At 54.2% G+C, this 12,901-nt stretch carries 13 protein-coding genes; 2 read left to right on the forward strand and 11 right to left on the reverse strand.

What is annotated here, in order from left to right; all coding sequences use genetic code 11:
- Positions 1 to 6: 6 nt before the first annotated feature.
- Together ACQG03_RS13250 and ACQG03_RS13255 are read right to left on the reverse strand one after the other, a co-directional pair.
- Positions 7 to 552 (reverse strand): Csu type fimbrial protein, encoded by a 546-nt coding sequence (locus ACQG03_RS13250; RefSeq protein WP_022648507.1) that lies wholly within the window; start codon positions 550 to 552, stop codon positions 7 to 9.
- 7 nt (positions 553 to 559) lie between these two features.
- Complete coding sequence (locus tag ACQG03_RS13255; protein WP_022648508.1) at positions 560 to 1,132, reverse strand: spore coat protein U domain-containing protein; 573 nt, start codon at positions 1,130 to 1,132, stop codon at positions 560 to 562.
- 427 nt (positions 1,133 to 1,559) lie between these two features.
- Between ACQG03_RS13255 and ACQG03_RS13260 the strand changes: the two genes are divergently transcribed.
- Positions 1,560 to 2,819: a dicarboxylate/amino acid:cation symporter gene (locus ACQG03_RS13260; protein ID WP_063162933.1), complete on the forward strand. Its 1,260-nt coding sequence runs from the start codon at positions 1,560 to 1,562 to the stop codon at positions 2,817 to 2,819.
- 96 nt (positions 2,820 to 2,915) lie between these two features.
- Here the strand turns inward: ACQG03_RS13260 and cheW are convergent, their stop codons facing one another.
- The 6 genes from cheW to flhD all read right to left on the reverse strand — a co-directional run bounded on the left by cheW (position 2,916) and on the right by flhD (position 8,321).
- Complete coding sequence (gene cheW / locus ACQG03_RS13265; protein ID WP_003859699.1) at positions 2,916 to 3,419, reverse strand: chemotaxis protein CheW; 504 nt, start codon at positions 3,417 to 3,419, stop codon at positions 2,916 to 2,918.
- A 19-nt stretch (positions 3,420 to 3,438) separates the two neighbouring features.
- The gene (cheA, locus tag ACQG03_RS13270; protein WP_022648510.1) at positions 3,439 to 5,448 is read right to left on the reverse strand and encodes a chemotaxis protein CheA; all 2,010 of its coding nucleotides are present in this window, start codon (positions 5,446 to 5,448) and stop codon (positions 3,439 to 3,441) included.
- 4 nt (positions 5,449 to 5,452) lie between these two features.
- Entirely contained in the window at positions 5,453 to 6,382 is a 930-nt protein-coding gene (gene motB, locus ACQG03_RS13275; RefSeq protein ID WP_022648511.1) for a flagellar motor protein MotB, read from the reverse strand.
- A complete protein-coding gene (gene motA / locus ACQG03_RS13280; protein WP_003859696.1) occupies positions 6,379 to 7,266 on the reverse strand; it encodes a flagellar motor stator protein MotA in 888 nt (295 codons plus the stop codon). Before motA ends, motB begins: the two co-directional genes overlap by 4 nt.
- A 123-nt stretch (positions 7,267 to 7,389) precedes the next feature.
- Positions 7,390 to 7,968 (reverse strand): flagellar transcriptional regulator FlhC, encoded by a 579-nt coding sequence (gene flhC / locus ACQG03_RS13285; protein WP_022648512.1) that lies wholly within the window; start codon positions 7,966 to 7,968, stop codon positions 7,390 to 7,392.
- Positions 7,969 to 7,970: 2 nt separating this feature from the next.
- Entirely contained in the window at positions 7,971 to 8,321 is a 351-nt protein-coding gene (flhD, locus tag ACQG03_RS13290) for a flagellar transcriptional regulator FlhD (protein ID WP_003859693.1), read from the reverse strand.
- A gap of 796 nt (positions 8,322 to 9,117) precedes the next feature.
- Between flhD and uspC the strand changes: the two genes are divergently transcribed.
- Positions 9,118 to 9,546 (forward strand): universal stress protein UspC, encoded by a 429-nt coding sequence (gene uspC, locus ACQG03_RS13295; protein ID WP_022648513.1) that lies wholly within the window; start codon positions 9,118 to 9,120, stop codon positions 9,544 to 9,546.
- A gap of 15 nt (positions 9,547 to 9,561) precedes the next feature.
- On the opposite strand, the gene otsA is transcribed toward uspC, so the two are convergent.
- From otsA to araH, 3 genes are all read right to left on the reverse strand, one after another.
- The gene (gene otsA, locus ACQG03_RS13300; protein ID WP_058677595.1) at positions 9,562 to 10,986 is read right to left on the reverse strand and encodes an alpha,alpha-trehalose-phosphate synthase; all 1,425 of its coding nucleotides are present in this window, start codon (positions 10,984 to 10,986) and stop codon (positions 9,562 to 9,564) included.
- Positions 10,961 to 11,764, reverse strand: coding sequence for a trehalose-phosphatase (otsB, locus tag ACQG03_RS13305; protein ID WP_032676180.1), 804 nt, complete (start codon positions 11,762 to 11,764; stop codon positions 10,961 to 10,963). The genes otsA and otsB overlap by 26 nt, the downstream gene beginning before the upstream one ends.
- Before the next feature lie 153 nt (positions 11,765 to 11,917).
- Positions 11,918 to 12,898, reverse strand: a complete 981-nt coding sequence (gene araH / locus ACQG03_RS13310) for an arabinose ABC transporter permease AraH (RefSeq protein WP_022648516.1) — start codon at positions 12,896 to 12,898, stop codon at positions 11,918 to 11,920.
- Between the last annotated feature and the right edge of the window lie 3 nt (positions 12,899 to 12,901).

Here is a 12,901-nt window from a genome sequence, read left to right on the forward strand (position 1 = left end):
CCTTTCCTACCATGACAAGGTCACGGTGAGTTGATCTGAATACGTTCCTGACGGGCTAAACCCGGTCAAAAGCGCGACGCCAAAAAGAGGCAGCGCGATGTTATTGCTGTTGGTATAGGTAATCGGTATTGCCTGGTTAACCCCAATTTCACTGTTTGCGGCCAAAGAGCTGCTGCTGTAGAGCCGGTAACCGACCACCTCTGTCCCGCCTGAACGCGTCATCCGCCGCACAGAGCTATAATTCTGACCGCCATTAATGCTCATACTTAGCGCCACACCCGGTGTGCAGGCGATGGACAACGCGCCGTCGGCAACAAAGCTGGTGCTGACCGGTGCGCTCTCCACGCCGCTGCGGGTCCCGAAATTCAGCGTACCGAAACGCCCGCCGGTGCCGGTGCTCACCGAGCATCCAGGCACAACCGTCGCGCTCACCCTGAATGACTGAGACGTCACCGCCCCGGCGTCTGGGATCAACATCAGCCCGACCAACAGGGTTAAAAAAGGGTGCACGACGCCCTCTGCGCTGTCGCGCAGACATAACAATGCCTTCATGGCTGAATCAGTAGGTGACGCTGACGTTAATCGTGTCGGTATAGGTTCCCGGTACGACCGTTACGCTATTGCCGCCGCCCGTAATGCGTGCGTAGAGGGTGTAGCTATCCACCCCACCCGCAGTAGAGGCGACCGGCAACGCGGCATTGTTCGCAACCACGTTGTTGTAACCGCTATCGCTGAACAGGCTGTAGGCAACGCCCTGCGCCGCATTGGCGGTGTTGACCAGATAGCGGCCCGGCGTACCTGGGGTGCCGACAACGGTTCCGGGTGCGGTAGCGTTGGTGTTGCCGGTGATCGCCACCGTGTAACTGGCAGTGGTACATTGAATGGTAAAGGTGTTTCCTCCGCTGGCACCGGTTAACTGGGTTGTCAGGGTGGAGAATGTTGCAGGATGAGTGCCGAAATCGAGCGTCCCGAAGTTAATGCCGTTTTGCGTTGGCGAGCCGTTGATCAAGCAGCCGTTGGTCAGCGTCAACGTCGCGCCGATAGTGCCGCTACTGGTGACCGCGAGAGCCTGACCGACCGTTGCCGCCGTCAGCAGCGTGCCCGCGCAGATAAAAAGAAGTTTTCTTTTCATTTACCACCCTCCAGAAGAAATATAGGTTCGCTTGCCATATTTTATTCATACTGTTCAGTATGTTAGCCCCGCTTAAACATTCCCCGGCGCGGTTACTGAGAATTTAGTTTATGGTTAGCACTTCAACCACTTTCATCAAAAAGAGGGCAACCCCGCTCGAATTAACAGGTTATTAACAAACATTACAAAGGGTTAGCAAAAAAAAATGGGCATTATTCTTGCTTAACTTGAGGATATATCGCCTGCAGCGTGATCTGAGTCACAATATATCGTCATGATAAAAACAACGAATTTCATAAAAATTAAAAACAAGTTGTAACTCACGCAGCTTTACTTCAATTTATGCCCCGAATATTTTCCTGCGCTTAAATAAAAATTTTGTATGCATTGACGCAGGAAACTCTTTTAGCGCATAGAGGATCTTTTTGTGGCAAGTGCAAACAAACTCACGCTCTTCATCGTGATTTTCATGCTGGCGGGCATTCTTTCCGGTGCGGCGATCCATGAGTATGCTTCGCCCGACGCGATACAGGCCTGGTCGGAGAACATCACCCTGCTGACCGATATTTTCCTGCGGCTGATCAAGATGGTGATAGCCCCGCTGGTGTTCAGCACCCTGACGGTGGGCATTATGAGGCTGGGTGAAACGTCTACGATTGGGCGCGTCGGGGGTAAAGCGATGGTGTGGTTTATCAGCTCATCCGTACTTTCCATTCTGGTGGGGCTGTTTATTGTTACCCTTGAACAACCCGGCAGCGGTCTGAACCTGAGCATTCCGACAGAGACGGTTGATACCGGCCTGGCCGTGAGCGGGATGTCGCTGAAAGCCTTCCTGTCACACACCATTCCAACCAGCATTGCCGGCGCGATGGCGAACAATGAGATCCTGCAAATTGTGGTCTTCTCGATGTTCTTCGGCATTGGCGGCGCGTCACTGGGCCAAAAATTCAACGCCCCGCTGGTCGCGGCGCTGGATGTGGTATCCCACATTATGCTGAAGGTGACGGGCTACGTGATGTACGTTGCGCCGCTGGCCATTTTCGCGGCGATTTCGTCCGTCATTGCCACCCAGGGGCTGGGCATTTTGCTGAACTATGCCTCGTTTATTGGCGGTTATTATGTGGCGATCCTCCTGACCTGTCTGGTATTGCTGGCCGTGGGTTACATGGTACTGAAGAAAGAGATTTTCCGTCTGGTGGCGATGCTGAAAGATCCGGTGCTGGTGGCGTTTACCACCAGCAGCTCTGAAGCGGCATACCCTAAAACGCTGGAGCAGTTAGCGCGCTTTGGTTGTTCACGGAATATCGCCTCTTTCGTCCTGCCGATCGGCTACTCGTTTAACCTGGTCGGCTCCATGGTGTACTGCTCGTTCGCCTCAATGTTTATTGCCCAGGCGTACAACATTCACCTGAGTTTTACCGAGGTGACGGTGCTGATGTTAACGCTGATGCTGGCCTCGAAGGGCATTGCGGGCGTACCGCGCTCGTCGCTGGTGGTGCTGGCGGCAACCATTCCAGGCTTTAACATTCCGGTAGCCGGGATCCTGCTGCTGATGGGGATTGACCATTTCCTGGATATGGGGAGATCGGCTATTAACGTGCTGGGGAACGGGATTGCGACGGCGATGCTGTCGCAGAATGAAGGGGCGCGGGAAGCGGAGGCAGAGCTGGTGGAGCAGGAGGCGTAAAGATACAAAAGAGCCGGGTGGCGCTGACGCGTACCCGGCCTACGTGTTCGAGCCATTTGTAGGCCGGGTAAAGCGAAGCCGCCACCCGGCATTATTTTATGCCACGTGATTCGCCGCAATATCCAGCAGCGCCATCTCTTCGCTGTTCAGCAGCTTCTCAATATTCACCAGAATCAGCATACGCTCGCCGAGCGCACCCAGCCCTGTCAGGTATTCCGTCGACAGCGTGACCGCAAACTCCGGCGCAGGACGGATTTGATCGGCGGTCAGCGACAGCACATCTGACACGCCGTCCACCACAATCCCCACCACGCGCTGCCCCAGATTCAGAACAATCACCACCGTGTTATCGTTGTACTCCACATCGCCCTGGCTGAACTTCACGCGCAGGTCCACGATAGGCACAATCACACCGCGCAGGTTGGTCACACCCTTGATAAACGCTGGCGTATTCGCGATGCGCGTTACCTGATCGTACCCGCGAATTTCCTGCACTTTCAGGATGTCGATACCGTACTCTTCATCACCTAAAGTGAAAACCAGGAATTCCTGCCCAGATGGCTCGCCCGCCAGTTTCGTTACGTTACTCATACCGGTCATGTTATTACCTTTTACTTAATCAGGCGGCTGTGTTCGCCACACGTTGTTCACGATTTAATCCCTGAAGTGCCGATACATCGACGATCAGCGCGACGCTACCATCACCCAGGATGGTGGCAGCAGAGATCCCCGGCACTTTGCGGTAGTTACTTTCCAGGTTCTTAACCACCACCTGATGCTGACCAATCAGCTGATCGACCAGCAGCGCGTAGCGGCGTCCGGCGCTTTGCAGGATCACAACGATACCCTGCGTGGCCTCGGTTTTTGCCCCGTCCACTTCGAACACTTTCCACAGTTCCACCAGCGGCAGGTACTCGCCGCGCACTTCGAGCACGCGCTCGCCGCCCGCCAGCGGATGCAGATCTTCTTCGCGCGGCTGGAGGGATTCCATCACCGCGTTCAGCGGCAGAATAAAGACTTCGTCCGCCACTTTAACGGACATGCCGTCAAGAATGGCCAGCGTCAGCGGCAGCAGGATACGGATCGTGGTGCCCGCGCCCTGCTTAGACTGGATCTCAACGTGACCGCCCATCTCCTGAATGTTACGTTTCACCACGTCCATGCCCACGCCGCGGCCGGAAACGTCGGTGACCTGCTCTGCGGTTGAGAAGCCCGGGGCAAAAATCAGCATGCCCACTTCTTCGTCAGTCATGTTTTCGTTGACCGCCATGCCCTGCGAAATCGCCTTCGCCAGAATGCGCTCGCGGTTCAGGCCCGCGCCGTCATCGGTCACTTCGATGCAGATGTTGCCGCCCTGATGTTCTGCTGACAGGATCAGGTTGCCCACTGGCGATTTTCCGGCTGCCACGCGGTTTTCCGGCAGCTCAATGCCGTGGTCGAGGCTGTTACGCACCAGGTGCGTTAACGGGTCGATAATGCGTTCAATCAGGCTCTTATCCAGCTCGGTGGAGCTGCCCATCAGCGTGAGTTCGATCTGTTTGTTGAGCTTGCTGGCCAGGTCGCGCACCAGGCGCGGGAAGCGGCTGAAGACATATTCCATCGGCATCATGCGGATGGACATCACCGATTCCTGCAAATCGCGGGCGTTACGTTGTAACTGGCCCATGCTGGTGATGAGATCGCCGTGGGTCACCGGGTCCAGCTCGTTGGAGCGCTGGGCCAGCATCGACTGGGTGATCACCAGTTCACCCACCAGGTTGATCAGCTGATCCACTTTCTCCACCGCCACGCGAATGCTTGTGGACTCGCTGGAACGCGCCGCCGGTTTTTCACCGCGGGCCGGGGCAGCCGTCTCTTTTGGCACGGCTTTCAGGGCCGGAGCAGCAGCAACTACCGCAGGGGCAATTTCTGCCGGCGCGGGCACTTCAACGGCCGCCGCCTCGGTTTCAAACGCAATTTGATCCGCTTCAATCACGAAGCACAGCACCGCCACAATGTCATCTTGGCCGATCCCGCCGTCGAGCGTCGCGGCCAGGCTGTCTTTACCCTTCACCACGTTGCTGAGCGTCGCCAGGTTACCCAGCTCCTCTTCCAGCAGGTTGACCTCGTTCTCTTTCAGCCGTGACAGCACTACGCGCAATTTTCCTGCGGGCGCATCAGGCGCACTGTCTGGTTTGGCCGCGGCGTCAACAACGCTCAGTTTTGCCGCAGGGACAACGGGCGCAGACGCCTCACCTTTGGCTTCCAGCGCTAACTGACGCAGCGCGTTGCAGATGTATTCAAAGCTGGCGGCATCAGGCTCTGCCGAACTTTTATAGGCGTCGAGCTGTTCCTGCATAATATCTTTCGTTTCCAAAAACAGGTTGATAATGTCGGTATTGAGCTGCATCTCACCGCGTCGTGCTTCATCCAGCAGGTTTTCCATTAAATGGGTCGTTTCCTGCAAAATGGTAAATCCAAACGTTCCGGCTCCGCCTTTAATGGAATGCGCCGCACGGAAGATGGCGTTGAGCTGTTCTGAGTCCGGTGCCTCGGGCACCAGATCCAGCAAATGTTGCTCCATATCGGCCAACAATTCGTCGGCTTCATCAAAAAATGTCTGGTAAAAATCGGTAATATCCATGCTCACGCTATCATCTCGGATTGGCTGGTGGCGATGTTGGAACGGCAGCCGAAGGGACGGCCCCAGGCTGTTTTAAATCGTCCAGTGACTCATTCTGACTTTCGGCGTTTTCATGCAGGATGGCCTGCTCCGCCTGCTGGTTCAGCACTAAAAGACTGATACGACGGTTGATGGCGTCATCCGGTCCGCGGTCGGTCAGGCGCATGGTTGCAGCCATGCCGACCACGCGCAGGACCTTGCCATCATCAAGCCCACCCGCCACCAGCTCGCGACGCGAGGCGTTGGCGCGATCGGCAGAAAGCTCCCAGTTGCTGTATCCCTTCTCTCCCGTGGCGTACGGGAAATCATCCGTGTGACCGGAGAGGCTAACGCGGTTCGGAATGCCGTTCAGCACCGGTGCAATCGCACGCAGAATATCGCGCATGTAGGGCTCCACGTCGGCACTGCCGGTTTTGAACATCGGTCGGTTCTGGCTGTCGATGATCTGAATACGCAGCCCTTCCTGCACCAGGTCAATTTTCAGATGCGGACGCAGCGCGCGCAATTTAGGGTCCGCCTCAATCAGCTGATCCAGGTCACCGCGCAGTTTTTTCAGGCGCGCCTGCTCCATCCGTTTTTTCAGCTCGTCGATGTTAGGCTGTTTTTTCACTTCGCCCTGCTGCTGGGTGTAATCGTCACCGCCGCCGGGGATCGGGCTGTCGCTGTTCGAAATGCGCGGCCCGCCGGTGACCGCCGTCGCCAGCGGCGTTCTGAAATATTCCGCAATCTGAATAAGCTCTTTCGGGCTGGAGATGGAGATCAGCCACATCACCAGAAAGAACGCCATCATGGCAGTCATAAAGTCGGCGTAAGCAATTTTCCACGAGCCGTGGGAACCGTGTCCGTGCCCCTTATGCTTGCGCTTTTTTACGATGACGATCGGATGGGACTGGTTTTTCATGCGTCCTCAGTTGTCGTCTGTTGGTTGGGGTTTTTCACCGCGCGCACGTGCTCTTCCAGTTCGATAAACGACGGACGTTCGCTGGAGTAGAGCGTCTTACGACCAAATTCGACGGCGATCGGTGGCGCATAACCGTTGAGGTTTGAGAGCAGCGTAATTTTCACGCACTGCATCATTTTGGTGGTTTCAGCGCTCTTCTGGCGCAGCACGCTCGCCAGCGGGGAGATAAAGCCGTATGCCAGTAAAATACCAAGGAACGTCCCCACCATCGCGTGGGCAATCAGGGCGCCCAGTTCAGCCGCCGGGCGATCCGCCGAGGCCAGGGCATGAACGACGCCCATGACCGCCGCCACGATACCGAACGCCGGAAGCGAGTCGCCCACCAGCGCCAGGCTGTTGGCCGGAACTTCGGATTCGCTCTCGTGGGTTTCGATCTCTTCGTCCATCAGGGCTTCAATTTCGAAGGTGTTCATGTTGCCGCTGATGATCAGTCGCAGGTAATCGACGATAAAATCGAGCATCATCGCGTCAGCCAGAATACGCGGGTAGCTGGCGAAAATTTCGCTCTCTTTCGGGTTTTCAATGTCCCGCTCCAGCGAGAACATTCCTTGCTGACGTGACTTCGCCATCAGGCGATAGAGCAGCGCCAGAAGATCCATATACATGCTTTTGGTGTATTTCGAGCGACGAAACAGCAGCGGAATCGCCTTCAGCGTGCCCTTGATCGATTTACCGTTGTTACCAACGATAAAAGCCCCTACCCCTGCACCGCCGATGATGACAAGTTCAGCCGGTTGATAGAGTGCTCCAAGGTGCCCGCCGGTCATCATGTAACCGCCGAAAACTGTACCGAGAACTACCAGGTAACCTAATAAGATAAGCACGACATCATCCTTCCGCTAGTGACTATGGCAGGACGTTCATTTCGAGCGCGTGACCTGAACGCAGGGTAAAAAAAAGCAGCGGTAATCGCTTACCGCTGCTGGAATCTTGCCCACAGGTTCGGGTTAAACAGCGTGTTCGATCTGTTCATCCAGCAGTTGTGGAATAATATCGGCAGCATCCCGGGAAAGTTTACGTCTTTTTACGGCTCGGGATGGAGGCTGGCATAAACTACAGGCGAAGCTGCCCGCAGGCTGGTGCGCGTGGGTAATAAAATTGCCGTCACAGCAGTTGCAGCGCGACAATTCAAGCATTCCGCTTTCAACAAAACGCACCAGCGTCCATGCGCGGGTCAGCGCCAGCAGGGGTCCCTGTTCCTGCTGCGGGCATTGCTCAAGGTAAAGTTTGTAGGCTTTAATCACGGCATCCACGCCGCTGCATAAGCCCGTTTTAAGCAGGTACTGCCAGGCGTTACAGAACATGGAAGCATGGATGTTCTGCTCCCAGGTCATGAACCAGTCAGTCGAAAACGGCAGCATGCCTTTTGGCGGTGGGCTACCACGCAATTCTTTGTACAGCTTGATCAAACGACCACGGCTCAGTTGCGTCTCGCTTTCCAGCATTTGTAAACGCGCACCCAGCGTGATGAGTTCCATTGCCAGCTGGATATCACGGGCTTCCTGAACAATGCTTTTTTCGCTCATTGTTAAGCCCTTTTCTTCCGGGCTACGTCGTCAGGCTGGCTGATTTCGTTGAGCAGGCGGGTGGAGAGAAGAATACCGGTGTGGATCTGTTGCAGATCGTCCACGCGGGATTCCTGAGTCAGACGCGTAATGGTCTGCGGGTTATCGAAACGGAACTGGCAGACAAGCTGATTGGTTTCAGCCAGCTTGACCATCTGCGGAAGTGTTAATCCCCCCAGCATGGTTGCCATCTCTTCGTTAACACCCAGACGAAACATCGCTGACGGTTTGTCCTGACTAATCAAACGCTGCGCGAGCAATAAATACGACAAATTGATGTCGTAAATATGTTTTAGCAACTCGGATGTATGCATTTTTCCCATCCCGAATAACCAACTATTATTTTTATGCGGAAAGACCGCACCCCGTGATGTCGCCGGGAAATCACCCGGTATAAAAAGAAAAGGCCAAATGCATAGTTGAATTTAGGTTTGTACGTCGTAAAGCGCGTGACCGGTTAACATGGCCAAAATGTCGGTTACACATTTTATCTTTTCTTACAAATAACTAAGATTTTTCCTAATTCGACGCAAACTCTACTCGTCAGTTTTGACACATACAATGCAGCCCCCCCTGGAATTTAAAATAAATGTGATCTGTGTCACATAATTTACGCGAATGTAACCCATAAATCCATCAGCGTGACTTGTAATTTGGGTGTTTTTTATCCAACCCAAGCTTGTTTATATTCTTCAGAAACGAATACTCATGCATCCGGACGGGGGAATTGGGTCTGGGAAATGTAAAGACAGGGCAAATCCGCATTGATCTGCTATGGGGAAAACTTCACGTTGAAACTACCATTAATTAATAAAGTAAAAACAGGGGGTTAACGCTGGCAACACAAAAATCAGTTTCGTTGCGTAACGATCTACGCCGGGTTGATGATGAGTTAAGGCGTGTTAACCACCCGGAAGGGAAAATGTGTAATTTACGTTAAGCTGTTAATTTTTTTCATTTAGGCCATCTTTTCAGTTATTCTTCTTATAAGAATAATTAATGAATAATTATGATAAGCTTCACACTAATGACGCATTCACCTCTTGCAGTAATGACATTTTCGCGGTAAAGCTGGGGAAACTTGTCATTCTGACATCAAAGGAGTGCGTGATGAGTTACTCCCATCTGCTTGTTTCAGTTGCTGTTTCTCCCGAAAGCCACCAGCTTGTCGCCCGAGCCGTATCCATCGCCCGCCCCGCCAATGCCCGCATCAGCCTGATCACGCTGGCCGCGGAACCCGAAATGTATAATCAGCTGGCTGCGCCGATGCTGGAAGATATACGTGAGGTATTGCAGGAGGAAACGCACCAATTCCTGCAAGAGTTGGTGGAGAGGGCAGACTATCCGATTCATCAGACCGTTATCGCGACCGGTGAATTAAGCGCGCATATACTCGACATCTGTCAGAAAGAGAATATTGACCTGGTTATTTGCGGAAATCATAACCAGAGTTTTTTTTCTCGTGCGGCATGCTCGGCAAAATCTATCGTTTCGTCAAGCCAGGTTGATGTCCTGCTGGTGCCTCTTGGGGGCAATTAATGCCCCCGGAGAAAATCAGGCGAGTTTAGGGAAGGTCGCGATCTTTTTTTGCAGATCACCTTCCTGACTTTGCGGCTGGATCGCGCGCAAATCGTCAATAAAACGCGCCTGCCAGCGGTTAATATCATTCTTCATGATGGTCTCCATCATTTCCGAATGGCGTGAAATACGTTCCGCAAGCGGCATAGTTAACGCACGGTTCAGGGCATTTGCCACGTCATCGCGATCGTAAGGGTTTACAATCAGCGCTGAGGTTAACTCGTTTGCCGCACCGGCAAATTGAGACAGCACCAGCACACCCGGGTCAGCAGGATCTTGTGCTGCAACATACTCTTTTGCCACCAGATTCATCCCGTCGCGCAGGGGCGTGACCAGCCCGACGTCCGCATAGCGGAACACTTTCATCAGAATTTTGCGCTCAAAGTGCTGATTCAAATAGAAAAGTGGTGTCCAGCCAAGCTGCCCGTAGCGCCCGTTGATGCGCCCTGCTTCGGTCTCAAGCTGGTGACGGATATCCTGATAGGCCTGAACCTCACCGCGTGAGGTCGGCGCTATCTGGGTATAACGAATCTTGCCGTGATGCTGCGGGAATTTTTCCAGCAGGGTTTCGTACGCGAGGAATCGCTCCGGCAACCCTTTGGAATAATCAAGTCGTTCAACCGAAAAGATATTCTTAACGTGCTTGAGTTCATCCTTAAGCTGGGCAAGCTTCGGAGGCAATGGACCGGAGGCCTGCTCGGCAATTTCGTCTGGCTCAATACCAATCGGGTAGACCTCGGTATGGAAATGACGTCCCCACGCGGTGTGAGATTTGCCGCCGTGAGTAACCAGTCGGGTTTTACCGGACACGCTGTCGAGGAAGGCCAGCCTGTCGTTTTCCGTCTGGAAACCGAGCAGGTCGTAATCGGACAGCGCCTCAAGGATCTCTTCATGCTGCGGCAGTGCCGTGAAAATCTCCGGCGTCGGGAAAGGAATGTGCAGGAAAAAACCGATTCGGTTATTCACACCACGTTTTCGCAGCTCTCTGGCGAAAGGCAGCAGATGGTAGTCGTGGATCCATAAAATATCGTCTTCTTCGATCAGCGGCAGCAGTTTATCTGCCAGCAGCGCATTAACGCGCATATAGCCTTCATAGGATTCACGCTGGAATTTCACCAGGTCCAGACGATAGTGAAACGCTGGCCACAGCACGGCGTTTGAGAACTCGGAATAATATTCATCATAGTCCTTCTCACTGAGTGCGAAGGAAGCCCACGTGATATTGCCCCGTGACACCTTTTTAAGCGGTTTCTCATCATTACTGATTTCCCCGCTCCAGCCAAACCAGAGACCACCCGCGGCTTTGAGGGCACCTAATACCCCGACCGCCAGGCCACCGGCACTGGCTTTTTTATCATCCGGCGGTGCGATGCGATTAGAGACGACGACTAAGCGACCCATAATGATTTCTCCCGTTGTTTTGCGCTATTTGTTGTTGTTGCTGGTTAGCGACATCAGATATCCACTGCCAGACGCTGGCGACGTTTTCCAGCCGCCATCCGGCAACGGTTTCACCCGGCCCTACCTTGACAGACATGCCACTGGCCCGGTTTACCACGCTGAACCCGGCCTCATCGGTCAGGTCATCCCCAAAAAATACTGGCGTACGCCCTTTAAACGGCGCTTCCGCCATAAACGCTGCAATGGCAGCGCCTTTATTAATTCCTGCTGGTTTAATCTCGACCACACATTTACCGGGCTGTAACGCCAGCTCCGGATGGGCTTCCGCCACGCTTCTTGCTACCGAAAAGATCGCCGCCTCATGGTGAGGCGCCTGACGGTAGTGCAGCGCAAAGGCCATGCCTTTGGCTTCCAGTTCCGTACCGGGAAGCAGTTCCAGAGCAGAAGAGAGTTGCGCATGCAGCGCCTGAACCAGCGTATCGGGGAGTGAAACTATATGCAGTTGATCATGGATATCGCGGCGCTCCGCTCCGTGCACACCGGCCAGCGGAAAGTGATAAGGACTGGCGAGCACATCCAGCTCGGCCATTGAGCGCCCTGAAATCAATGCCAGTGCCCCCTCGTTCTGTCGGGAGAGTTGCTGCAAATTCTCTAACACCAGATCCGGTACAACAACGTCGTCAGGATGCGGTTCAATCCCGGCGAGCGTCCCGTCGAGGTCAAAAAAGAAAGCAAATTTTCCGGGCAGTACAGGCGGTGCGGTTAACAAGTCAGCCACCCTAATCCTCCTTACAGTGAACAAAACAGCCATGTAAGTATAGACAGTGTGACGGCGCTCGCCATTTAGCAACCGGCCCGTCAGCATAACTGGCGGGCCGGTCAGTGGGTCAACTATGGTTAATAGTTAAGCAGATAAGTGGCTAAAAATAAATCAGACGGTACGCTTAGCTTTTTGCTTGTAACGGTCGAAGATCACTGCTGCCAGCAGGATTAGGCCGCGTACGACGTACTGAGAGAACGGAGAAATATTAAGCAGGTTCATGGCGTTCTCCACGGTCCCCAGAATCAGGATCCCCGCCACCACATATGAGATTTTTCCGATGCCGCCCTTGAGGGATACGCCCCCCAATACGCAGGCTGAAATGACAATCAGCTCATAACCGATAGAGGTCATTGGCTGGCCGCTGGTCATACGCGACGCCAGAATAATCCCCGCCGCTGCCGACACCAGCCCGGAAAGCACAAAGATAATGATCTTGGTCCGTACGACCGGGACACCCGCCAGACGCGCCGCTTCCTCGTTCCCGCCAATCGCCAGGGTGTTACGTCCAAAGGTGGTGCGGTTAAGCAGGAAACCAAACAGGATCAGACAGGCTACCGTCAGCCAGATAGGCGCAGGCAAGCCCAGCCAGTTGGCATAGCCCAGCGTAAAGAAGCGCTCGTCTTCAATCCCCACCGCCTTACCGTCGGAGATGATATAGGCCAGACCGCGCACGATTTGCATGGTCGCAAGCGTCGTGATCAGGGCGTTAATCTTCAGGCGCGCAATCACAAAGCCGTTCACCAGACCGCTCAGCACGCCGAGCATCAGCCCCGCCAGCACGCCGATCCACAGGCTTTCGGTCATATTGATCACCACGGCAGTGGTGACCCCGGCACAGGCAATCACCGAGGCGACCGACAGGTCAAAATCGCCGGAGGCCAGGCAGAATAGCATTCCGCAGGCCACCATGCCGGACATGGAGATGGCCAGCCCCAGCCCCTTCATGTTGATGAAGGTCGCGAAGTTTGGCACAAAAATCGCGCACGCAACGAACAGGGCGGCAAAAACCACCAACATGCCGTACTGGTCCCAGATGCGGCCAAAACTGAAAGCCGACTTCGGCGCTCCGGATGTAGTAACAGAGGACATCAT

This window comes from Enterobacter cloacae complex sp. 342H5 (genome assembly GCF_050030905.1).
In the GTDB taxonomy this organism is placed as follows: Bacteria; Pseudomonadota; Gammaproteobacteria; order Enterobacterales; family Enterobacteriaceae; genus Enterobacter; species Enterobacter intestinihominis.